This is a genomic window from uncultured Rossellomorea sp. (genome assembly GCF_947488365.1).
Taxonomy (GTDB): Bacteria; Bacillota; Bacilli; order Bacillales; family Bacillaceae_B; genus Rossellomorea.
This window is the reverse complement of the sequence record NZ_CANKZT010000004.1, coordinates 164,710-186,886: the sequence shown is the minus strand read 5'-3', so window position 1 is coordinate 186,886 and position 22,177 is coordinate 164,710. Positions and strand designations below refer to the sequence as shown.

General features: G+C 42.2%; 23 protein-coding genes and 2 riboswitches. Of the genes, 3 read left to right on the top strand and 20 right to left on the bottom strand.

All coding sequences use genetic code 11. The annotated features are described in order from the left end of the window. Window positions 1–23: 23 nt before the first annotated feature. From Q1B03_RS15430 to Q1B03_RS15420, 3 genes are all read left to right on the top strand, one after another. A complete protein-coding gene (locus Q1B03_RS15430; protein WP_299743165.1) occupies window positions 24–716 on the top strand; it encodes a response regulator transcription factor in 693 nt (230 codons plus the stop codon). Further along, window positions 682–2,091: a cell wall metabolism sensor histidine kinase WalK gene (locus Q1B03_RS15425; protein ID WP_299743163.1), complete on the top strand. Its 1,410-nt coding sequence runs from the start codon at window positions 682–684 to the stop codon at window positions 2,089–2,091. The genes Q1B03_RS15430 and Q1B03_RS15425 overlap by 35 nt, the downstream gene beginning before the upstream one ends. A gap of 176 nt (window positions 2,092–2,267) precedes the next feature. After that, complete coding sequence (locus tag Q1B03_RS15420; protein WP_299743161.1) at window positions 2,268–3,503, top strand: dicarboxylate/amino acid:cation symporter; 1,236 nt, start codon at window positions 2,268–2,270, stop codon at window positions 3,501–3,503. 46 nt (window positions 3,504–3,549) lie between these two features. Here the strand turns inward: Q1B03_RS15420 and cobD are convergent, their stop codons facing one another. The 20 genes from cobD to cccB all read right to left on the bottom strand — a co-directional run bounded on the left by cobD (window position 3,550) and on the right by cccB (window position 22,156). Then, window positions 3,550–4,629, bottom strand: a complete 1,080-nt coding sequence (cobD, locus tag Q1B03_RS15415; RefSeq protein WP_299743159.1) for a threonine-phosphate decarboxylase CobD — start codon at window positions 4,627–4,629, stop codon at window positions 3,550–3,552. Continuing rightward, window positions 4,601–5,566 (bottom strand): adenosylcobinamide-phosphate synthase CbiB, encoded by a 966-nt coding sequence (gene cbiB / locus Q1B03_RS15410; RefSeq protein ID WP_299743156.1) that lies wholly within the window; start codon window positions 5,564–5,566, stop codon window positions 4,601–4,603. The genes cobD and cbiB overlap by 29 nt, the downstream gene beginning before the upstream one ends. Beyond that, window positions 5,563–6,270, bottom strand: a complete 708-nt coding sequence (locus Q1B03_RS15405) for an adenosylcobinamide amidohydrolase (protein ID WP_299743152.1) — start codon at window positions 6,268–6,270, stop codon at window positions 5,563–5,565. Before Q1B03_RS15405 ends, cbiB begins: the two co-directional genes overlap by 4 nt. A gap of 87 nt (window positions 6,271–6,357) precedes the next feature. Further along, complete coding sequence (locus Q1B03_RS15400) at window positions 6,358–7,554, bottom strand: PDZ domain-containing protein (RefSeq protein ID WP_299743149.1); 1,197 nt, start codon at window positions 7,552–7,554, stop codon at window positions 6,358–6,360. A 237-nt stretch (window positions 7,555–7,791) separates the two neighbouring features. After that, window positions 7,792–9,237 carry a S41 family peptidase gene (locus Q1B03_RS15395; protein ID WP_299743146.1) on the bottom strand — a complete coding sequence of 482 codons (1,446 nt, stop codon included), beginning with the start codon at window positions 9,235–9,237 and terminating at the stop codon, window positions 7,792–7,794. A 174-nt stretch (window positions 9,238–9,411) separates the two neighbouring features. Next, window positions 9,412–10,485 (bottom strand): homoserine O-acetyltransferase, encoded by a 1,074-nt coding sequence (locus Q1B03_RS15390; RefSeq protein WP_299743143.1) that lies wholly within the window; start codon window positions 10,483–10,485, stop codon window positions 9,412–9,414. Between the two features lie 403 nt (window positions 10,486–10,888). Further along, window positions 10,889–12,184 (bottom strand): O-acetylhomoserine aminocarboxypropyltransferase/cysteine synthase family protein, encoded by a 1,296-nt coding sequence (locus tag Q1B03_RS15385; protein ID WP_299743140.1) that lies wholly within the window; start codon window positions 12,182–12,184, stop codon window positions 10,889–10,891. A 332-nt stretch (window positions 12,185–12,516) separates the two neighbouring features. Continuing rightward, a riboswitch (SAM riboswitch) is annotated at window positions 12,517–12,635 on the bottom strand. Between the two features lie 95 nt (window positions 12,636–12,730). Continuing rightward, window positions 12,731–13,870, bottom strand: coding sequence for a PLP-dependent aspartate aminotransferase family protein (locus tag Q1B03_RS15380; protein WP_299743138.1), 1,140 nt, complete (start codon window positions 13,868–13,870; stop codon window positions 12,731–12,733). 125 nt (window positions 13,871–13,995) lie between these two features. After that, the gene (locus Q1B03_RS15375) at window positions 13,996–14,379 is read right to left on the bottom strand and encodes a DUF302 domain-containing protein (RefSeq protein ID WP_299743972.1); all 384 of its coding nucleotides are present in this window, start codon (window positions 14,377–14,379) and stop codon (window positions 13,996–13,998) included. A 91-nt stretch (window positions 14,380–14,470) separates the two neighbouring features. Further along, window positions 14,471–15,052: a redoxin domain-containing protein gene (locus Q1B03_RS15370; protein ID WP_299743135.1), complete on the bottom strand. Its 582-nt coding sequence runs from the start codon at window positions 15,050–15,052 to the stop codon at window positions 14,471–14,473. Next, the gene (locus Q1B03_RS15365) at window positions 15,045–15,668 is read right to left on the bottom strand and encodes a hypothetical protein (RefSeq protein WP_299743132.1); all 624 of its coding nucleotides are present in this window, start codon (window positions 15,666–15,668) and stop codon (window positions 15,045–15,047) included. The genes Q1B03_RS15370 and Q1B03_RS15365 overlap by 8 nt, the downstream gene beginning before the upstream one ends. 33 nt (window positions 15,669–15,701) lie before the next feature. After that, window positions 15,702–16,271: a class I SAM-dependent methyltransferase gene (locus Q1B03_RS15360; RefSeq protein ID WP_299743129.1), complete on the bottom strand. Its 570-nt coding sequence runs from the start codon at window positions 16,269–16,271 to the stop codon at window positions 15,702–15,704. Window positions 16,272–16,605: 334 nt separating this feature from the next. Then, window positions 16,606–16,980, bottom strand: coding sequence for a hypothetical protein (locus tag Q1B03_RS15355; RefSeq protein ID WP_299743126.1), 375 nt, complete (start codon window positions 16,978–16,980; stop codon window positions 16,606–16,608). Window positions 16,981–17,040: 60 nt separating this feature from the next. After that, window positions 17,041–17,286, bottom strand: a complete 246-nt coding sequence (locus Q1B03_RS15350) for a type B 50S ribosomal protein L31 (RefSeq protein ID WP_299743124.1) — start codon at window positions 17,284–17,286, stop codon at window positions 17,041–17,043. Window positions 17,287–17,316: 30 nt separating this feature from the next. After that, window positions 17,317–17,586: a 30S ribosomal protein S14 gene (gene rpsN / locus Q1B03_RS15345; protein WP_282138593.1), complete on the bottom strand. Its 270-nt coding sequence runs from the start codon at window positions 17,584–17,586 to the stop codon at window positions 17,317–17,319. Window positions 17,587–17,784: 198 nt separating this feature from the next. After that, the gene (locus tag Q1B03_RS15340) at window positions 17,785–18,021 is read right to left on the bottom strand and encodes a hypothetical protein (protein WP_299743117.1); all 237 of its coding nucleotides are present in this window, start codon (window positions 18,019–18,021) and stop codon (window positions 17,785–17,787) included. Between the two features lie 126 nt (window positions 18,022–18,147). Continuing rightward, window positions 18,148–18,238, bottom strand: a riboswitch (cyclic di-GMP riboswitch). Between the two features lie 145 nt (window positions 18,239–18,383). After that, window positions 18,384–19,733 (bottom strand): murein hydrolase activator EnvC, encoded by a 1,350-nt coding sequence (locus tag Q1B03_RS15335; protein ID WP_299743114.1) that lies wholly within the window; start codon window positions 19,731–19,733, stop codon window positions 18,384–18,386. 39 nt (window positions 19,734–19,772) lie between these two features. Next, window positions 19,773–20,657 carry a permease-like cell division protein FtsX gene (gene ftsX / locus Q1B03_RS15330; protein WP_299743111.1) on the bottom strand — a complete coding sequence of 295 codons (885 nt, stop codon included), beginning with the start codon at window positions 20,655–20,657 and terminating at the stop codon, window positions 19,773–19,775. Then, window positions 20,647–21,333 (bottom strand): cell division ATP-binding protein FtsE, encoded by a 687-nt coding sequence (ftsE, locus tag Q1B03_RS15325; protein WP_299743108.1) that lies wholly within the window; start codon window positions 21,331–21,333, stop codon window positions 20,647–20,649. The genes ftsX and ftsE overlap by 11 nt, the downstream gene beginning before the upstream one ends. A 508-nt stretch (window positions 21,334–21,841) precedes the next feature. After that, the gene (cccB, locus tag Q1B03_RS15320; protein WP_299743105.1) at window positions 21,842–22,156 is read right to left on the bottom strand and encodes a cytochrome c551; all 315 of its coding nucleotides are present in this window, start codon (window positions 22,154–22,156) and stop codon (window positions 21,842–21,844) included. Between the last annotated feature and the right edge of the window lie 21 nt (window positions 22,157–22,177).

The window sequence follows — 22,177 nt, the reverse complement described above, 5'->3', positions numbered from 1 at the left end:
TGACAAAATGGAGGTGTAGTTGGATGAAGAACATTTTGATTATTGAAGATGAAGAATCCATCCGTGGCTTTATCGAGATTAACTTAATGCGATACGGATACGCCGTCTTTCAAGCTGGGAGCGCAGAGGACGGAATCCACCTGATCAAGAGAGCACACCCCCCCATCGATATTGTCCTACTTGATGTCATGCTCCCCGGTATGAACGGATTTGAAGCATGTAAAGAGATAAGAAATTGGAATCCATCCATTGGAATCATCATGTTAACAGCCAAAGTGCAGGAAATGGATAAGGTACACGGATTGATGAATGGGGCAGATGATTATATCCCGAAACCATTCAGTCCAAATGAACTCATTGCTCGAATCGAATCGTTACTCAGAAGAATGAATGTTCATCGGGACAAGGAGGATAGCCAATCCCCCATCACGCTAAACGAACAGAAGAGACTTCTATTCGTTCAAGGAAAGAAGATTGACCTTTCCCCGATAGAGTATGAATTACTCAGCATCATTTTCAAGGCAAATGGAGAAGCGATCTCCCGCAATGATCTCTTGGATGAAGTATGGGGACTTCAATACGCAGGGGATCCGAAGATTGTGGACGTAAATATTCGGCGAATCCGTCAAAAAATTGAAAATGACCCTTCCCGTCCTCACTATATCCTTACGGTTTGGGGATATGGGTATCGCTGGAATGACGAAAATGGGAATTAAAAGAAGATTACTCATTCAGAACGTCTCTCTTATTACCTTAACCATTCTGTTATTTTTGGGCATTCTCGTTTCTGGAATCTATTCTTATTACTACATCGGTACAATAGATATGCTGAAGAATCATGCTGTGAATTCATCACAGTTTGCCAATAAATATATGAACCTGCATTCCTTTACCTTGAGGAATGAATTGACTAATCTCCAAAAAAATTTCTCCATCCCTCAAGCCGAAACACAAATATTAAACGCACGTGGAGACTTATTATCCTCTTCTAGTGGTTTTATTCCGGATGAAAAGCCTGATTTCAAGGATATTGAGGAGGCATTTCGAAATGGCAGCGGAACTTGGATCGGCAACCACCCTATAACAGGTGAGCATATCTTGGCTGTGTCGGTACCATTAAATGGAGAGAATAACACCATTGGATTGATCCGGTTTATAACATCCCTGGAATCACTGGATAACAATTTCCGAACAATCTTGCTTTCTTTGTTTTTAATTGGACTCGTTATTTTGCTTATCGTTTTTATGGTGAGTACACTTTTTGCACGTAATTTAACGAAACCTGTGATTGAACTGACCGAAGCATCACAGAAGCTTGCCAAAGGAGAATTGGAAACAAGAATTGTCGGACAGTACAAGGACGAATTCCAAACCTTGAGTACATCCTTTAATGACATGGCGAGGGAACTCCTTAAAACCGAGAAAATGAAGAATGAGTTCATCTCTTCGGTTTCCCATGAAATTCGCACTCCCCTTACAAGTATTAAAGGATGGAGCGAAACATTGCTGACGGGTGATTTACAAAATGTTCAGGAAAACAAAACGGGGTTGACCATCATTTCAAAGGAAACGAATCGATTAATTGGACTGGTAGAGGATCTATTGGACTTCTCGCGTTTTTCAAATGGATCATTTACGATTCACCCCACTACCTTTTCTTTCATTCGAACTCTGAATGAAGTCATTCTACAGCTGAATCAAAAACGGAAAGAAAAAGGTATATCCATTATGTTGGAAAGCGATGAGACAGTGGATCTATTCGCAGATGAAAATCGTATCCGACAAGTGTTGATCAATCTCTTAGATAACGCAATAAAATACTCGGACCCGAATTCAACGGTTTTCATTCGTTATATCCAGACGAATTCCCATTTTACCTTTGAAATAGAAGATGAGGGGCAGGGAATCGACCCGGAACACCTGCAACACATTGCCACCTTATTCTATAAGGAGAGGGAGAATTCAGATGGGGTAGGGTTAGGATTAGCGATCTGTAAAAACATCGTTGAATTGCACCATGGAAAATTTTTTGTGAAAAGTGATAAGGGTTCAGGTACAACGGCCGGTTTTACCATTCCCTTACGTTCTTAAAGAGCTTGGATTTTGAATCCAGGCTCTTTCTTTATAATCGATTAGGCATGAATTTTGACACTCCTTTCATTCTATTGTATCTTATGACAATGAATCCTCACTAAACCTATCAGAATTATAGAAATAGTATTTTTGAGATATTTGGGGAAATCTACTAAATAGAAGGAGTGGCTACAATGAAATCTCTTTGGAAAGGTTATCTAGATACGTCCCTTATTGTGAAAATAACCGTTGCTCTTGTACTGGGGATTGCGGTAGGACTGATATTCGGAAAAGATGCATCCGTCCTTTCTCCCTTGGGCGATATATTGATTCGCTTGCTGAAATTTCTTATCATCCCTCTTATCCTGTTTACATTGATGGTCGGCGTGAACCAGACCAATGTGAGCAAACTCGGACGAATGGGAGGAAAAACGTTCTTATATTATTTATTCTCTTCAGCATTAGCCATTGTGGTAGGCATTGCCGTTGCCAGTATTTTCAACCCTGGAACGGGCATGACCCTCGATACAACGGAGAAATTTGAAGTACCGGAAAATCCAGGGATGACCAGTGTACTCCTGAACATTATTCCGGAGAATATCGTCACGGCATTCACGGAAATGAACCTCCTGGGAATCATCTTTACCGCCCTTGTGTTTGGTATTGCCATTTCCTATTTAAGGTCATCATCCGAGCATCATGAACTGGGTGAACAAGTATATACAGTCGTGAACGGGTTAAACGAAGCGACCCTTGCGATCATGAAGGTGATCCTTCAATATGTGCCGGTCGGTATCTTCGCCATCATGGCGGAAACGGTCGGGAAACAAGGATTGGATACACTTTTGTCTCTAGGGAACATGATCCTGGTTCTTTACATTGCTTTGTTTGTTCAAATTGCCATTTATATCATCGCGTTACTCTTCTTTAAAATCAGGCCAGGCAGGTTCTTTGCTCAAGCTAGAACACCCATGATTACGGCATTTGTGACTCAAAGCAGTTCCGGTACCCTGCCTCTTACTTTAAACGCAGCGAAAAACCTTGGTCTGTCGAAGAGCTTATACGGATTCAGCTTACCCCTCGGGGCCACAATCAATATGGACGGCGCTGCAATCCGGATCGCAGTGTCCGCTATTTTCGCGGCTAATGTAATCGGAAATCCACTAAGCTTGAATGATATGCTGGTCGTCGTCCTCGTCGGAACCCTGGCTTCAATCGGTACAGCCGGTGTTCCCGGGGCAGGTATCATCATGATTGCCACTGTCTTCGCCCAGCTTGGGTTGCCGATGGAGACGGTTGCCCTGCTAACTGCGATCGATGCCCTTGTTGGTATGGGGTGTACAGCTCTTAATGTGACAGGGGATTTGGTTGGTACGTCGATTATTGATAAGACGGAGAATGGAGACAAACAAGAAGCCGCTTCCATCTAAATATTGAATAAAAAACAAGCTTGAGTTGGACTCAAGCTTGTTTTATTTAAGGACGGGATTTCCATTCCGTTAAGGCATCCATCAATTTTTCGTGCTCTTTTTCTCCCTTAACAGCAAACCTTAACCACCTTCCATCCAGCCCTTTGAAATTAAGGGTATGGCGGCTCACAATCCCATTTTCTAACAGAAAACGGAATAACTCAGTTTGGCCGTTAAGCTCCGGATCCCTTAAGAGATAAAAGTTTGTCTGACTTGGTGAATAGTCAAATTGGCATTCGTCGAAAAATGCAAATAGCTCCTCCCTCTCCCGTTTCACCATGCATTGAGTATGACGGATAAAATCCTTTTCCTCCAAGAGTGTTTCCCCTACTTTTTGAGCGATCCCGTTTACACTCCAATGAACCTGATAGGTTTCCAATTCTTTCACTACTGTCTCCCCAGCCATAAGAAAACCCAGGCGGATCCCAGGAATACTGAACATTTTCGTCATGCTTCTTAAAACCATGAGATTTGTATATTTCTTTACCAGAGGGGCTATCGTTACCTCCTCCAAAGGAAAATCATAAAATGCTTCATCCACAATCACGTAACAATTTTTATTATTAGCTTCTATAATGATTTCTTCTAACTTGGAAGCAGAATACAACACACCCGTGGGATTGGTAGGATTACATATAAAGACAGCATCCATTTTCGGCAGGGTTGCTTTCAATTGATTCACATCCAGGTCCCAATCATTCTCTTTTAAAATAAAATGATGGATAGTGCAATCATTGATTTGACAAGCTTTCTCATATTCTGAAAAAGTGGGATGGATGATCAGAACATTGGAATGGGACAGCCATCTACCAATTAAATGGATCAGTTCTGCGCCGCCATTACCAATGAGTATCGCTTCTGCCTCTATCTCTTCCTTCCGTGCAATGCTTCTTCGTAATGCTGCAGAATGCGGGTCAGGATACGTAATGATCTCATCTAATAGATCTTTCCATATTTTTTTTAAGACAGCTGGTGGACCGTGTGGATTAATGTTTGCACTTAGATCAACGATTTGGTCAGGCATCCTGATATCCATTGCTTTATATGTATACTGTGGATTAGATCCATGATCTGGTAATACCAACAAGAATTCCTCCTATCCAAAGAACAATGATGAAGATGAAACAAGCCTTCTGCATTCGGGCAATGGTTTTCTGGATATGATTTCGTTCTAATTCGAAAACCATCCTTCCCATTTTCGCCCGATCAGAGACTATTCCTTTATATGTATTGAGTCCTCCCAGTTGTATTCCTAAATTCGCAGCTACAGCCGCCTCTCCCCAGCCGCTGTTTGGACTGGGGTGTTTCTTGGCATCTTCAAGTAGAATTCCAAACCCCTCTTTGTAAGTGAAATATTCAGGACGTTTACAGAAATATAGGATGACTCCCGTTATTCTACTTGGAATCCAATTCAGTACGTCATCCATCTTGGCTGACCCCCACCCAAAATCGATGTACCGCTTGTTCTTGTATCCCACCATGGAATCACACGTATTCACACATCTGTACACGATGGCTAGTGGGGCACCTCCGATCAACGCCCAAAACAATGGAGCCGTTATCCCATCGCTAGTATTTTCCGCAACGGTCTCAACAGTTCCTCTTACGATTTCACTTTCATTTAAGTGTTCTGTATCTCTGCCCACGATATAAGAAAGCTTCTCCCTCGCTGTTTTCATGTCGTTTTTTTCAAGTGGGTGAAATACTTCTAAAGCCGCCAATTTAAGGCTCTTCTGGGAGATGGTCGTCATGATGATGATTGCTTCTACCAAGACTCCCATAATTGTATGAATAGAATAACTTGCCCAAATGATGCAGGAGGTAAGAATAAATGCCGATACTACCAATATCGATACCATCACTATGCCTTTACTTCTTAGAAATCCCCCTTTATTCAAGCTACGATCTAAACGAGAAATCGCTTTTCCCATCCATTTAACAGGATGTGGCCACTCTGGTGGATCTCCGATCCATAGGTCCAGCACATAGGCAATGGTTATAGCAATCAAGTGATGAATCATCATAAGGCACCCACCCTTTTCTTATACTTGGAAATCGCTTGGATGGTGCACTCATAAACTCCTTTACTAATCCATTTTCCTAAGGGGGTGATCGTTCCAGCATATTTCAGAAGCACTCCCTCTTCAGTGCTAGCGATTAATATACTGTCAGTAGAGGTACCCGTTGCTCCACTCCTTGTTATGGGATCTTTTACATTATGAGCCTCAAGAGCTTTCACCTTGGCTTCTGTTGCAGTCATAATCCCCTGTATGCTTGCGGCCTCTGATACTCTCCCATTGATAAACACCCAGATGTTAATCGTGCCCGGTGAATGATCAAACGAATGACGGTCACTCATACTCGCATCAACGGCATTACCTACTCCTGCGGTAACGACAATAAATACAGAAAATGATCCCCCCTCATAAAATCCCCAGCAGACATCTTCCAATTGAACAGCCGTCATCATCCCAACCGTGTCTTCTACCTGGGCACCCATTTGCTGAAGGAATCTTTCCATTTCTTCATGGTGGTCCTCACTATTATAGCTTTTTGATACATGGCGATTGACAAATGTTGAATACCAACCTGTTCCGGCATTGGTGACTCCAGAGGATACTGTTTTTAGTGGGAGTGGTGATTGAAGGATGATCTGGTCCTTGGAGTGACTAAGTAAGTGCTGATTGATGATTAAAAGATTTTGAAACTCTTTATTTCCGTTATTCATTATTATCTGCTCCTCCCAGGCCATATCAATAACATTATTTCTATTAAAAAAGCAAACTACTGTCAGTAGTTTGCTTGAAAGAAAAGTCTATGAAACCCGATGGTGCTCCCACCCCGATGACTCATCCGCAAAAATGATTCCCAGCTCGTGATGATCACCTTCGTACAACGCTCCCTGCGTAAATCGGTTTTCCCCATTTGTCCCAAGTACCTCAAGCTTACAGTACGCCCCGTTCTTTTGAAGGGCTTCATAAAACGCTCTTTCCGTGTTTACTTCGACCCCGTTCACTTTCAGGACGATTTCTCCTACTTCCAGTGTCAATTTCCTCGCTGGAGAAGCTGGCAATATTCCCAGGATCATGACTCCCTTCGGCTGCCTTTTGAAGAAATATGGTTTTGAATCCTCAGAGATTCTGTAGCGGTAAGCAATCCATGCCCGTCCACCAACTGCCACAACCACTGCCCCGATTGAAAACGTAGGAGCCCAGATTCCTGCTACAGCCAGCGTTAAAACAAATGCTCCAAGCCAGAAAACCCTATAACCTGTATGCTTAATCGCAACTTCAGGCAAGGTACTTTTAACAAGCTGCTGAAAACCAATGAGAAACGGCACACAAAGGAGAGAATATGTCTCCGTCCCCAGTGGAAACACCGGCCACCATTCAAATGGAAGCGTCAATGTCCCGGTAGGAATCGGCACAAACATCGGCACAAGCCATAGTTTCTTCCCTTGATGGGCACCTACTTTCAGTCCACGTGCACTTTTAAGCAGGCGGGGTGAAGTATGATTCCACCCGTTCAATCGAATCAGGCTTCCTTCAATCATCGTCAACACTCCAAGAAGCACAACGATGGAGCTCAGCAGCCCTACATCCAAGTTTTCTACATATGTGTTCACATATGGGATTTCCCACTGAAAATAATCCACCGCAACCAGGATAAAATAAGAAAACCCTACCGTCATGGTCGCAGACATGAGGTGAAAACGACTCGTCAATGCAAACAGGATGGACACCAATCCTATCAGTATGATTCCGGCAAAAGGAATGACAACCCCTGCTCCAACAGTTACGACAGAAAACAGCAACCCAAGTACAATTCCATATGATAATAAAACCCGTGTATCATGATATCCGTCCAGCAATCTCGTATTAAAGTCTCTGCGTTCTCTTTTAACACGATAATAGCCCGTCATGATAGCGAAAAACACAGACAAATATAATACAGGATGAAGAAATAATTTTCCAAATCCCTTCACTACCTCCAGCAACCAAAGCTCAACCAATGATCCGTCACCACCTTTTTTAAGAAAATTTGCATTATCTACTATTTTATCAAAAGACTCCCCTAAAACCTATTGCAATTTTATATGATAGTTTTACGATTCGATTTCATTTCCGACAGTATTCTGCATATTTTCCCGGGAAATGATGTCGGATGGACAGGAAAAACAAGTGATTATGTGTGATTTTCAAAATAAAAATAGAGCCAACCATCATCATGATGGTCGGCCCCAAAATTATTAACGCTGTGCTGTTCTTTCTATATATTCTAAAGCGGCCTGCAGCTGCAGGTCATTCTTCTCATTCTTTACCGCTTCAAAGATTTCTTCCTGTAATTTTTCCGCTGTTACAGTATCAATGATCCCTGTAACATCAATACTCTCCTGGCTTTGAAAATCCTTTACGGCCTTTTCTGTTTCTTTGCTGAAATATCCATCCACGCGATCAATGGAGAATCCAAGTCCTTGAAGCATTTCCTGGGCGTTCTGAACCTGTTCATTGTTCATCCCTTCTTTAAGGGGCTTTTCAACTTGAAGCGGGTGGGCATAGAAATAGGCCGGCTGTCTGACAGGGATATCCGGTTTGATCCCCTTTTTATGAATCCAGTTTCCATTCGGTGTCAACCACTTGAACATCGTCAGCTTGATATTGCTTCCATCTCCCATCGGAACGGCTTGTTGCACGGTGCCTTTCCCAAAACTCTTCGTTCCGATAAGTGGATACCCTTCCGCTTCTTTTAGTGCTCCAGCCAGGATTTCAGAAGCTGAGGCACTTCCTTCATCTATCAACACCACAACAGGATAAGCCTTTCTTGCTTTACTGTTTGAGAAGGACTTCATCACTTCTCCACTTCGCTCTTGAATTTGCACATACGGCTTTTTCTCCGTTACAAATTCTTTGAGAATTTCTTCTACACTTGAAAGTAGACCTCCTGGATTCCCTCTCACATCAAGGACCAATCCTTCTACTTTTCTCTTTTCAAGTTCTTCTAATTGCTTTTTAAAATCAACGGCCGTATTTTCTGAGAAAGTAGTGATCTGGATGTATCCTGTTTTCTTCCCATTGACTTCCTTCACATCAGAGAGGACCGTCTCGACAGGAATCTCATCACGTTTCACAGATACTTTGATCGGATCCGTCAGTCCTTCCCGCGTAATTTCCAATTGAACCTCCGTACCCTTTTTCCCTCTGATTTTCAAAGTAGCTTCGTACAGGTCAAGTCCTTCGATGCTATTTCCGTCTACTTTAATGATACGGTCATTCGGTTTCAATCCTGCTTCTTCCGCAGGAGAATTTTTAAAAGGAGCAACAATGATCAGCTTTCCGTCCATGATCGTGACCTCTGCTCCGATTCCTTCGAAAGAAGAATCCAATGCGTCATTGAATTGGGAGGCAGTCTCGGCATTCATGTAAACCGAGTATGGATCATCGAGGGTCTTCAACATCCCTTGAATGGCTCCTTCCACAAGCTGCCCCTTGTCCACATCCTGAAAAAACTTGTCACTGATCAGATCATAAGCCACTTCCACTTTGTGCAGCTTGTCATTGAGCTCGCCTTTTCCGTCAAACTGAGCAAGCTCTTCCCCATCCTTGCCCGTCCATTCCAAGCCGCCATACATTCCTCCGGCACCGATCAGCATACTGATGATGATTGTGATGATGAGCTTTCTGCCCGTCCACTCCATATATTCCCCTCCAGCTTGTTGTTGGTCTTTGTATAGATAAGAGTGGTGCGACTAAGGACGCCAGCCTTTCTTATCCAACGAAAAAGACACCACACAAAAACGCGCTAAGGCGGTGCGATGTCTTTGCTTATCTAACTATATGCCGGAGGGGGACGAGTTATGATAAGAGAGCTCTCATTTTGTCCCTGTAAAAACTCTTTGAACGTGATGGTTTTTGAGGTGAGAAGCAATGATTCCTCCCCACTTTTCAAATTCAACCAGGAATCCGTCATGACCAAAGGCGGTGGAGATGAAGTAGTGTTCACTCTTTGGTACGAGATGTGTAAACTCCTTTAGATAGTGAGGTGAATAAATTAAATCACCTTCATAGCTAATCGAAATCAGTTCGCACTGATAATTCTTCGCTACCTCTTCTGTTCCTCCTCTCCCCCTTCCAATATCATGTGAGTTCATGGCTTTCAGCAGGGTAAGATAGCTGTTTGGATCAAACCGCTTTCCTAATTTCTTTCCTTGGTAATCGAGATAGCTTTCGACATTGAATTGTTCGTTTTGCTTTTCACGTTGGAAACGCTGATCGAACAGTACCTGAGTCCGGTACGTGACCATCCCAACCATTCTGGCAATCTCTAATCCTTTTAAGATAGCGCCTGGTGGATAATGTCCCTTTTGAAATCCGGGGTCCTCTTCAATCGCTGTGATCCCGATGTGATTAAAAGCGAGACCATAATCATTCAAGGAAGGTGTGACGGCAAGAGCGAAAACTTTATTTATATAGGCAGGATACAGGGCTCCCCATTCCAGGGCCTGCATCCCTCCCAGTGAGCCTCCGATAACCGCTTCGATGCGGTCGATCGAAAGTTGTTGGAGTGCTTCATATTGGGCATGGACCATGTCTCTTATCGTAACACCCGGGAAGCCCGGACCGTAACGTTCTCCGGTATGTCGATTGGTTGACGTTGGTCCCGTACTTCCTTCACATCCTCCTAATACATTAAAGGCAATCACATTAAAATGTTCGGTATCAATATACGACCCGGGACCAATCAGTCCATCCCACCAGCCCCGGTCTTCACTCGTTCCCTTTACGATATGGGTCCCGGTGAGGGCATGGCAAACCAGGATGGAGGGTCCTTCTTTGTTTCCTGTCCGTTCATACGTAAGATCTACATTTTTTAACGTGGTGCCTGACTCTAATGTGAGGGATGGGATGGTAATGGAGCTTACTTCATACGTGTATGACTTCTCCATTCCTCCACCTCCTTTTTTGGTGTTGTAGCGGGGGGATCAGGATTCCACACCAGATAGCCCCGCTTGTAAAACAGTTGACTTTGGACTGATTTTTGGATATTGCCATTAGGGCGTTGAGAATTCGTCGTTAAGACTTTCGTCAAGAATTCAGATATTCTTTCTAGGGGACGGCGCGTGCATCCTGTTCGCTGATACAATCCCGATTTTGCTGATATATAGGGAATTTCGCTGATAAATCGTCCGATTTCGCTGATATATTCGAAATTCCGCTGATAAAATCAGGTTTTCGCTGATATCTCCCTTAAGTAGACCCCGGATGCTCTATAAATAGTATCTAAATCCACCTTTTCACCCTGTAAAGTGATTTCAATGACGATTTTAGGGCCATATTCTCCAGTTTCTATCACACCCGTGATGTTTCCAACGCCACTTCAATAGCATGATCCAAGTCCTCGATCAGGTCCTTCGCAGACTCTAATCCAACAGAAAGTCTCACAAGATCCTCGGTTACCCCTGTAGCACGAATTTCCTGGTCGTTTAATTGCTGATGGGTCGTGGATGCCGGGTGGATGATCAGTGATTTTGCATCCCCTACATTGGCCACATGAGACCAAAGAGAAATGTTATCGACTACTTTCCGTCCGGAATCTCTTCCACCTTTAATACCAAATACGACGATGGAACCCGCTCCGTTTTTCAAGTATTTTTGAGCAAGCTTGTGAGACGGATGCTGAGGCAACCCTGGATAGGATACCCACGCAACGCCATTATGCTGATCTAAATGCTCCGCAATCTTAAAGGCATTCTCTGTGTGACGTTCGATGCGAAGATGCAGCGTTTCTAATCCCTGCAACAGAAGGAATGCGTTTTGCGGACTTAAGCACGCCCCTAAGTCACGAAGCAGCTGCACCCTTAATTTTGTAATGAATGCTGCCGGTCCTACATCCTGTGCGTAGCGCAGTCCATTATAGCTTCGGTCCTCTTCTGTGAAACCCGGGAACTTTTCATGATTCCAATCGAACTTCCCACCGTCAATGACAACTCCCCCGATTGCTGTACCGTGACCTCCGATCCATTTTGTTGCAGAGTGGATGACGATATCCGCTCCCCACTCGATCGGCTTACATACATATGGAGTGGCAAAGGTATTATCGATGATCAACGGGATATGATGGTCATGTGCCACTTTTGCTACCGCTTCAATATCAAGCACATGTAGACTTGGATTCCCGATTGTTTCAGCGAATACCGCTTTCGTTTTAGGAGTGATCGCTTTGCGGAAATTTTCCGGGTCTGTCGGATCTACGAAATGCACCTTGATACCGTATTTCGGGAGAGTGGTAGAGAATAGATTATAGGTTCCACCATAGAGATTGGTAGCTGCTACAATTTCATCACCTGCTCCGGCGATATTTAAGATTGATAGTGAGATAGCGGCCATTCCGGATGATACACCAAGTGCTCCGATTCCTCCTTCTAACAGAGCAAGGCGTTTTTCCAACACGTCTACAGTCGGGTTCATGATGCGCGTATAAATGTTACCCGGCTCTTCAAGGGCAAATAATTTTGCCGCATGATCACTGTTATCGAAAACGTAGGATGTCGTTTGGTAAATCGGCACTGCCCTCGAACCTGTAGATGGATCCGGCTCCTGGCCGCCGTGAAGTAGTAGTGTGTCGAAATCGAATGATTTTGTCATAGAGAATTCCTCCTAAATGGTTTTGGTGATTGGGTTTCCGTTTTGCGGTTGGATGTTTTGGACGTTTGCCTGTTAAAGTTTGTTAGAATTTTGACTGTTAAATTCAGAATGATATTTGACTGTTAAAATAATGCGTTTTTTTAACAGTTGAATTTTCGACTTATTTTAACTGTTAAATATCGTCCCATTTTCTCCTGTTAAATTTCCACCAAAATTCTGCTGTCGAACTCTGAAACTGAAAAATCGAAGAAGTATGTTTCCTTAAGAAGATAGAAGAGGAAAAAATAAAAAACCCTCTTCCTAAGAAGAGGGTCTAATTTAATAGGGTCCTCCTCTTATCTTTCAGGCAATCGCCTGCAGGAATTAGCACCTTTTCATGCGACGCATTACTGCGTACATGAAGGTTGCCGGGTTTCATCGGGCCTAGTCCCTCCACCTCTCTGGATAAGAGCATGTAGTTGTCAATGTGAAAATTCTTGCGTTGAGATGAATTATAAGGGGTAACCGACCTCAACGTCAAGAGTATTTTTAGAATTTTTACATTATTTAATTTTTAACCGAAGCTGTAATCGCTTCGTTAAATTGCACGACGATGTCTTCCCCATCCTCAATACCTAACGATATGCGCACGACATGTGTGTTTATTCCGAGTTTTTCCTGCGCATCCTTCGGCAGGGCACGATGAGACGTTCCTAATGGATATGAGACCGTAGTCTCCACGCCGGCAAGAGAAGGGATGATTTTAATCCAGCCAAGTGATTTGAAGAATGTACTGATGTCACATGTGTTGGATAGCTCGATCGTTACGATGGCTCCATTTCCTTTATCGGATAAATCCGTTGGGTAATAAACTTCCTTCACGTATTCATTTGCTCGAAGGTCCGCCGCAAGAACTTCGGCATTCCTTGCTTGGGTCCCCATTCGGAGAGCCAGTGTTTTCGCTCCGCGGCATGTCAGCCAGGCTTCAAATGGACTCAGGTTCGAACCGATGTTGACGACTTTTTCTCTCGCTTTTTGAACAAGATCTTCCTTCCCGACTATGACTCCTGCTGTGATATCACTATGTCCTCCGATATACTTCGTGGCACTGTGAGCGACCAGATCCACCCCTTCTAAGAAAGGGTGGCGCAGAAACGGTGTGGCGAATGTGTTATCGATCATTGTTTTCAGGTTGTGTTTTTCAGCGAATCCGACCATTTTAGGGATATCTTCCACTCGCATAAACGGGTTTGTAACGGTCTCACTGTAGATGAGTTTGGTTTGTGGAGTAATGGCTCCCTCTAATTCCTCTAAACTTGTAAAATCAACGAATGAAGTAGAAATACCGAGTGATTTCAGCTCTTCTTTCAGCATATGGAACGTACCCCCGTATAAATCCTCGGCAGCAATGATGTGATCCCCTGATTGCACAACAGCGAGGATACCAACAAGGATGGCCGATAATCCAGAAGAAGTTGCTACACCTGCCGGGGCTCCTTCCAAGTCTGCCACCATCTTTCCAAGCTCGTCTGTATTTGGATTTCCCGTTCTTGTGTAGAGATAAGGAGACTTCCCTTCATAGAAACCCTCCAACTCCTCTAAAGAAGTAAAAGAAAAAGCAGAGGTCTGATAAATCGGAGTCGTCTTACTGCGGATTTCCTCTGTTCCTTTTAACTGACTGTGCACGACCTTAGTTGTGAATTTCATCTCTCTTTCATCCTTCCTGAATCTATGTATTTTTAAAAGTGTATCATATTCAGAAGATTGTGAGGAGTAAGATCTTTTGGAGGCATAAAAAAACACCTGCCAAATTGCAACAGGTGCACTGCGTTTTATTGAACGTTTTCCAAACATCCGATCAGGCGATTTTCAATATCCAATGCCAGGCTTTTTAGTTCATCGTTATCCACCATCTCGATCAGCTTGCTTGGTTTTGCCATACCGATCTTGGTGGTACCGCCTTCTGTGTATACCGTCACTTTGCAAGGAAGGAAGTAGCTTACGAGCATGCTTTCTTCCAGCACCTTTTTAGCTTCATGTGGATTACACACCTCTAATACGACTACTTCTTCGTTGAAATCAAGGCCCTTATCCTGCAATTTCTGGGCAAGATCGAGATTCCATAGTACACCGAAGCTCTCATCTTTCAGGACAGTTTCTACCGCTTCCACTGCTTCTTTCACACTCATTGAAACTTCCTTTGTGTAATGAAACATGTTCACATCTCCTCCTTTTTTTATCACATTCATTTAATACCTCATAGAGTATAAGGTCAAACATCGATATTCAGAGGTCCGTCCCTCTCCATTATTCCATTCCTTCGACCATTTTACCCATCATGTCTTCGTTCATGGGGCCGACGATTTTGTGTTGGATGATGCCTTTGGTGTCGATCATGTAGGTGGTCGGGATGGTAAATACACGGTATTCGTCACCGACCGCCCCCTCTTTATCCATTGGGACAGGGAAGGTCAGTTCATAACCGTCGACAAATTGATGGACGGCCTTTTCCCCATCGTCCATGGAGGTCAGGTTGACGGCAAGGATTTCAACGTTTTCTTTCTCTGCATTGTTTTCGTAATAACTTTGCATATGGGGCATTTCAGCTTTACATGGTGGACACCAGGTAGCCCAAAAGTTCAGGATCACTTTCTTACCTTGATAATCTGAAAGCTTTACGGCTTCACCATCTAAGGTGGTTAATTTAAAATCCGGAGCGCGGTCCCCTTTTGCGAGCCCCTGCTGTGCATTAGAAAGATCCATGGATTCATTGGCTAATTGGGCAGCCTCTTCCCTGGCCTTCTTTTCCTGTTGATCCTGAAAAAAGTTCACTAAGAAAATGCCGATAAGAAGCGCAACGATGGCCAAAGCAAAATTTCGTTTATTCATTGTGTTTCCTCCTTATGTTTAAGAGAAAGATGAGATAGGTCATCATGATCAGATATGTCCAGGTGGTGACGGTAAATTCAAAGCCGCCGATGAAGGCACTTAGAAATAACTGGACTAAAGTAAACATGACTAATAACTGTCCTGCCCAGATATCACCACCGGAATCACTGGCTTTTTTAATAAAAAAGACAGTGATCAATAGATTGAGCAGTACTTGAATACCAGCTAGAAGATAGTGGTGATGAAGCATATGAAGGACAGCTTCAAAGACAAGAACTGTGACCATCCATGAAATGATGATAGTAGACGGATGATCCACTTTTTTAACAAATATGTAAGTAAGCGCCGCTATCAGTCCCAACCAGTACCCAACGACTCCTCCGTGAAAGTAGAGGATGGTAATGGGATGCTTCATAACCGTTTGAAAGTCAACCACAATCACACTCAGTTTCCAGACGAGTAAAAAGGTAAAAATACCATTGGAATACCAGTCGCTTGCCTTTCTATCCCAGAAGAAGAGGAACAGGAAAGTGAGTATGACCGAAGAGATAATGGCTCCCCACGAAGCCGGGAATGTGAAGGAGCCTATGGTGTACCACTGTTCAATCATAGCCATTCAACTCCCTCCAGTCACGTTCTGGTTTATCTATTATTCTTTTTTAACGACAATGTAATAAACCGATGGATGCAAGTGACCTATTGTTGTGTGGAACCCGGATGATTTGAGCTGTCGATCGAGTTCCCCGGAAGAAATGCGATGATCTAAAGGCGGTCCCATTTCTGATTCTACCTTTTCCCAATCCAGGATCAGCCAAATGCCATCTTCCTTCAGCATATCGTGTAAATCCTGAAATACTTTGATCAGATCGGGAACTTCATGCAAGACAAAGGCAGATACAATTTTATCCAAAGTGCCTTTATTGAAACTGAGGTATTCAAGGGACGATTTCACATAAACGATATTGTCTACATTTTCTTCATTTGCACGGTGTTTCAAGTATTCCAGCATTTCCTGCTGCAGATCTACTGCCTGGACATTCGATTCAACCGTTTTCGCAATGGGAAGGGTCAGGTAGCCATTCCCACAGCCCAAGTCGGCGACGATATCGTCTTCATTGAGTTTGAGAAGTTCGAGAACTTTTTCCACCGGTACGAGCTCTTGACGTCTTGGATCCAGGAGCTTTGAAGCTCTATGGTGTTCAAATAAATCTCCGGCCATTGGGAATTCCTCCATTCGTTAAATATACCCTTATATGTATTAGTATCTTAAATCTTTTATATACAAGCAAGTTATTTACTCATAGTGTATCCTATAGGAGAATTATTACAGATAGCATGGAGTAATGTGTGTCGAAATTTTGAATTATAAAAGGATTCCCCATGAAGGAGAATCCTTTATTTCTGCTTTTGTAGTATAGGGGTTTCCTCTATGTTTTTTGCAGTGATTGATCAGTGGACAGTATAGAAAGAAAAACACCGGTTCCCTGCTATTTCCTACTAAGTATTGCTTTTATAACGAAATGATTACGATTTAAACTCTAAACTTCTACTTATTATTTAGTATATGCATGATTCATGGAAAAGAAGAAGTATCTTGAATTTATTGCTTCTGTTCCTTTCATCGATCGAATGGTGTCTGTATAATCAATCCACGTTACATTTTGCAGCTTTTGATCTAATTTCGCATTAATCTCTTGTTCGATTTCCCTCATCCGCCTCATCAGCTCTCCAAAGCTCATTTTAAAATGAGTGGCTGCCTGTTGATGAGGAGAGTGTTTCACAAGTAAGGCCATAAATTCCTCAGACGTCTCGGATCGGCTCGCCAATTCATCTTCAAGACCGACCACATATTGATAGATGTCCCTTTTCTTATTTGGCAGGCCTTTAACAATATCCCGTGCGACAATTTCCATTAAATGTTCGTTCATCGTATTCACCTCGGCATAAGTTTATACCTTAACCTATTCTTTGTAGTGGTACGACATGCACTAGTTCATGTTGTATTTTTTCAAGAAGCGTTCTGCACGGCCTCCGCGATCAGAGAACTTCTGTCTTCCTGTATAAAATGGATGCGTGTCCGAACTTACTTCTACTTTTAATAAAGGATACGTGTTCCCGTCTTCCCACTCAATCGTTTCATTGGATGTTTTCGTAGATCCAGTTAAAAAGGAAAAACCGCTGTTCGTGTCCATAAATACCACTTGTTGATACTCTGGATGAATGTCTTTTTTCATTCTTAATTCCCCACCTTGAAGATTAATGTATTACCAACTTGATTTTTTGACGCCGGGTATTTGCCCTTTATGAGCAAACTCTCTGAAAGCGATACGGGACATCTTAAATTTACGGAGATAGCCTCTTGGTCTCCCTGTAACTTCACAGCGACTGTTTAATCGCGTCGGCGAGGAATCCCTCGGCAGCTTCCTTAACGCTTCATAATCACCCTTCTCCTTTAAATCCCTGCGCAAATCTGCATACTTCTGAACAAGCTCCTGACGCTTCTTCTCTTTTACTACCTTTGATTTCTTGGCCAAAATGATTCACTCCTTCTTTAATCGTAATCATTACGTTTTATAACGGAATAATGTCATTAAAACATACTCTCTATCTTTTTGCAATGATATTTACCTGCTATCTTTTGGAGTGAACTTTCCAGAACCGATCTAAAATGAAATCTATTAAAAATAGTTAAAACCGAATACCATTCAACCCGGCATTCGGTTTTATATGTCCTATGCTGCTTTTAAACCTTCTAAAATAAGTATAAAGTATTTAACTGTATCTCCGCTACGGCGATTGATGACTTCAATGTCCATTAGGATTTTCTTAACCTCTTCAGCACCTATACGTTCGATAATTATCTCTGTGATTTCTTCAGCTGTATATTCACCTACATCAGTAGACCTCAAAGCAGTCCTATTCCTTCTACAAAAACTTCTTAATTGCCTTTTTAATTCAGTCAATTCCAACATCATCATCCTTACTACAGATTCAAATCCTACCAAACACGTCGTATAGATAAAAAAGCCCACCAAAAAGGCAGGCTAAATGATACTAATAAACGTTCGGAATAGTATTCATTGTAATCCATTGTTTTCGGTAACCCGGCCATCGTTATTCTCATCTGAGAATGGTAGACCCGAGGCTTTGCGTCCTAATCTTTCAATTAGTTTGCCCTTATCAAATTGTAGGAACTACAGTTGTCATTATACTAAAAAACGTAATGTATGAGAAGATTCTTAATGGAATTAGTGAATATTCTCTAGACTTTCATATAACTAGAAAACCCGTCGTAAAAAAACCCCGCTTCTATTGAAGCAGGGTTTTAAGATTAAAAGTTAATATATTGACGTGGGTTTACAGCATTTGATTTCGATGCATTCCATGAACCTGCATGAAGTTCAAAGTGTAAATGCTGCCCGAAAGAGTATCCTGTGTTACCCATGTAACCGATTCTGTCACCCTTGTTAACTGCTTGTCCAGTGCTTACAGATGAAGAAGCCATGTGGGCATAAACAGTTGTGAACGTTTGACCGTTGATTGAGTGAGTGATGTATACTACATTTCCATAGCTTGAGCTATAGTGACTCTTGATGACATATCCATCAGCAGCTGCAGAGATTGGAACACTGCCGCGCGCTGCGATATCTGTACCATAGTGAAAACGCTTTTTACCGTTCAACACGTCCCAGCCAAAGTTTGTTGTAATCGTTCCGGAAGCTGGAGATGTCCAGGCACCGGCACTTACTGGTGCACTTGGAGCTGTTTCAGCAGGAGCTGAAGAAGAACCACCGCTGCTGCTTGTTGTTGCTTGTTGTTGAGCTGCTGCACGTTTAGCCGCTTCTGCTTCCGCTTGACGCTTGCGCTCGATCTCACGCTGACGTGCAAGTTCTGCTAAGCGTGCTTGTTCAGCCTGGATTTCACCTTCAAGCTGGTGTTCCATTTTAGAAAGCTCATCCGATTCTTTTTGAAGATCTTTTTTCTCTACTTCAAGAGAAGCCTGTTGTGCTTCAAGCTGCTTGAATAACTCAGCTTTTTGAGCTTTTTGACTATCAAGATCTTGTTTAAGAGATTCAAGACTTGCTTTAGTAGATTCTAATTCTGCAAGCTTTGCTTCTACTTCTTCTTGTTTCTTTTCTAATTCAGCCTGATCACGTTTTTGTTCGTCCATGATCTTTTTATCGGCACTTACGATTGTATTTACTGCTGTTACACGGTTGATGAAGTCACCGAAGCTGTCCGCGCCAAGTAGTACATCAAGATAATTTGCAGAGCCGCCTTTTTCCTGGATCGCACGTGCACGTTCTTTTAATAGTTCGTTTCGTTCTTCAATCTTTTTCTTTAGAACCTCAATTTCTTCTTTAAGTTTATTGATTTCTGCAGTTGTTTCATCAATCTCTTTTGTTTTTTCAGCTATCTTATTTTCAGTATCTTTTAATTTTGTACTGATTTCAGCAATTTGTGTCTGGATCTCTTGTTGTTTATTGATGTTTTGGTTAATTTCTGACTTTTTCTCATCAATCTTTCCGTTAATTTCTTCTTTTTTAGAAGAAATGTCATCTTGCTGTTTCTTTAGATCCTCCACGGAGGAATGAGCGTTAGCAGTTGTCCCCAATGTTGGTAGACTTCCGATTGTTAATGCTGCTGCAATTGATAATGATATGAAATACTTCTTGTTCAAGCGGCATGCTCCTTTCAGCTTCTATCAACCTATCAAATTTTACACTTTTAAGAACTTACGAACAGACATAAAGCTTCCCCATGCCCCGATCAAGCAACCCATTAATAGAATCAATCCGTTTACTTGATAGATAAAGGGGGTAAAATCCAATATCTGAATAAAATGGTTTTGTAGTTTTGGTTTAATAAAGTCATAGGCATAGTAGTAACCTGTTGTTACAAGAGCGATCGGGATAATAGAACCTAAAATTCCAAGCCATAATCCTTCTAGTATAAATGGCCAGCGTACAAACCAGTTGGTTGCACCCACGAGTTTCATTATCTCGATTTCCCTTCTTCTTGCGACAATCGTAATTTTTATTGTATTTGAGATGAGGAACATGGCGGTAAACAACAGACCGATGATTAACACCAGGCCAACGTTTCGGCTCATTTCCAGTACGTTAAATAATTTCTCGATCTTCGCTTCACCATACAGGGCTTCATTTACATTCTCATACTTGCTGATTTCAGCAGCAATCTTCCCAGTGTCTCGAGGATTCTCTGCTTTTACAATAAACACATCATATAATGGGTTATCTTGTTCAAATAATCTGAAATCGTCTCCCAGATCTTTCACAAGGTTCTGAAGTTCCTCTTCTTTAGAGGAATACTCGACGGATTCGACTCCACTTATTTGGTTAATCTTCTTATCTATTTCATCAATTTGAGCTTTTTCAGTACCAACCTCGAGTAGGACGCGAACTTCAACGTCTTTTTCAATATCGGTTGCAACCTTGTTCATGTTTAGCATTAGTACCATAAACACACCGACAAGCAGTAAGGTTACGGTAACGGCACTCACTGATGCAAACGTCATCCAGCCGTTACGTCCGATGCTTTTGAAACTCTCTCTAAGGTGTCGACCATACGTTCTAGCTTTCATAACCGTAATCACCTCGCTGTTCGTCACGAACAATTCGGCCATTCTCAATGGCAATTACCCGATGCTTGATAGTATTTACGATCTCCCGGTTATGTGTAGCCATGATCACTGTTGTACCACGGTTGCTTATTTCTTCAAAGATGTTCATGATATCCCAAGATGTTTCAGGATCGAGGTTTCCTGTAGGCTCATCTGCAATCACAAGCTTCGGCGTATTCACAATGGATCGTGCAATTGATACACGCTGCTGCTCTCCTCCTGACAGCTCATCAGGAAGCATTCTTGCTTTATGCTTTAACCCTACCAGGTCAAGTACTTCCATAACTCTCTTTTTGATTTGCTTAGGGTGTTCTTCTATTACTTCAAGTGCGAAGGCAATGTTTTCATAGATAGTAAGCGATGGTAGCAACTTAAAATCCTGGAACACGACCCCAACGTTTCTTCTTAAGTATGGAACTCTACTATTTTTTAATTTTGCCAGATTGATACCGTTTACGATGATATCTCCTTTAGAAGGTCTTTCTTCACGATACATCATCTTAATAAAAGTAGATTTTCCGGCGCCACTTGGACCCACAACATACACAAACTCGCCTTGCTTAATGTGGACGTTAAAACCATTAGCAGCCATGACACCATTGTTGTACTGCTTATATACGTCTTTCATTTCTATCATTATAAAATCACCTAATTTGTATTATGTAGTTCCCCTCTTGGCTGTTATCGACATATGTACACGGTATGAACTCAACAATGTTTTTACCATAATTAGACACGAAATGGCGAAAAACCTCGAATTGCTCTCCCGAAAATTATTATAACATCACTTTATACGATGTTAAGGAAAAAAATTATTACATTTACGTTTCAAAACATAAAATAATGTGAATTTTTTACCTTTTTCACTGACAATTGTACCTATTTTCACGAAAAATGTAGTCTTTTGTATCTAGTATCAGGTACTAACACCAGATTCGAAAGATTGAGAATCCTTGTTATAGGAATACTAATCTGGTGCTAATCTGATTAAGTTACTAGGTTATAATCGCGAACGGTTTAAGTGCTGATTTCTAAGAGCGGTTATTGGATTAGCTTTTGTAACAAATATTTAAAAAAGCGAGAGGATAAAATTTGTGGATATATAAAAAAAGAAGAATCCTCACGCAGGGACTCTTCTTCCTCACTTATTTCTTATTCGCCAACCACTCTGCCACTGCTTCTGCTTCTTCACCTTTGATGAGTCCTGCAGGCATTTGACCTTTACCATTTTGAATGACTTCCAAGATTTGATCTTTGTTTAATTCAGCACCAATTTTATTAAGGGCTGGACCCATTCCGCCTTCAAGGTTTCCACCGTGACAGCTGGTGCATTTATTATTTACGATTTTTTCAGGGTCTACTCCGCCAGAGCTTGTTTCTGTACTTTCTTCGCCTCCGCCACCACAGGCTGCAAGTACCAATGAAGCGCCAAAAACAATTCCAAGTAGCTTTTTCTTCATTTTTATCCCCCTAGGAAAACA

Bases quoted from the DNA above. Each gene is read 5' to 3' on its own strand.
- Q1B03_RS15430 (WP_299743165.1), top strand. From the start codon at position 24: ATGAAGAACATTTTGATTATTGAAGATGAAGAATCCATCCGTGGCTTT.
- Q1B03_RS15425 (WP_299743163.1), top strand. From the start codon at position 682: ATGGGTATCGCTGGAATGACGAAAATGGGAATTAAAAGAAGATTACTC.
- Q1B03_RS15420 (WP_299743161.1), top strand. From the start codon at position 2,268: ATGAAATCTCTTTGGAAAGGTTATCTAGATACGTCCCTTATTGTGAAA.
- cbiB (WP_299743156.1), bottom strand. From the start codon at position 5,566: ATGATGATTCATCACTTGATTGCTATAACCATTGCCTATGTGCTGGAC.
- Q1B03_RS15405 (WP_299743152.1), bottom strand. From the start codon at position 6,270: ATGAATAACGGAAATAAAGAGTTTCAAAATCTTTTAATCATCAATCAG.
- Q1B03_RS15395 (WP_299743146.1), bottom strand. From the start codon at position 9,237: ATGGAGTGGACGGGCAGAAAGCTCATCATCACAATCATCATCAGTATG.
- Q1B03_RS15390 (WP_299743143.1), bottom strand. From the start codon at position 10,485: ATGGAGAAGTCATACACGTATGAAGTAAGCTCCATTACCATCCCATCC.
- Q1B03_RS15385 (WP_299743140.1), bottom strand. From the start codon at position 12,184: ATGACAAAATCATTCGATTTCGACACACTACTACTTCACGGCGGCCAG.
- Q1B03_RS15380 (WP_299743138.1), bottom strand. From the start codon at position 13,870: ATGAAATTCACAACTAAGGTCGTGCACAGTCAGTTAAAAGGAACAGAG.
- Q1B03_RS15375 (WP_299743972.1), bottom strand. From the start codon at position 14,379: ATGTTTCATTACACAAAGGAAGTTTCAATGAGTGTGAAAGAAGCAGTG.
- Q1B03_RS15370 (WP_299743135.1), bottom strand. From the start codon at position 15,052: ATGAATAAACGAAATTTTGCTTTGGCCATCGTTGCGCTTCTTATCGGC.
- Q1B03_RS15365 (WP_299743132.1), bottom strand. From the start codon at position 15,668: ATGGCTATGATTGAACAGTGGTACACCATAGGCTCCTTCACATTCCCG.
- Q1B03_RS15360 (WP_299743129.1), bottom strand. From the start codon at position 16,271: ATGGCCGGAGATTTATTTGAACACCATAGAGCTTCAAAGCTCCTGGAT.
- Q1B03_RS15355 (WP_299743126.1), bottom strand. From the start codon at position 16,980: ATGAACGAACATTTAATGGAAATTGTCGCACGGGATATTGTTAAAGGC.
- Q1B03_RS15350 (WP_299743124.1), bottom strand. From the start codon at position 17,286: ATGAAAAAAGACATTCATCCAGAGTATCAACAAGTGGTATTTATGGAC.
- ftsX (WP_299743111.1), bottom strand. From the start codon at position 20,657: ATGAAAGCTAGAACGTATGGTCGACACCTTAGAGAGAGTTTCAAAAGC.
- ftsE (WP_299743108.1), bottom strand. From the start codon at position 21,333: ATGATAGAAATGAAAGACGTATATAAGCAGTACAACAATGGTGTCATG.
- cccB (WP_299743105.1), bottom strand. From the start codon at position 22,156: ATGAAGAAAAAGCTACTTGGAATTGTTTTTGGCGCTTCATTGGTACTT.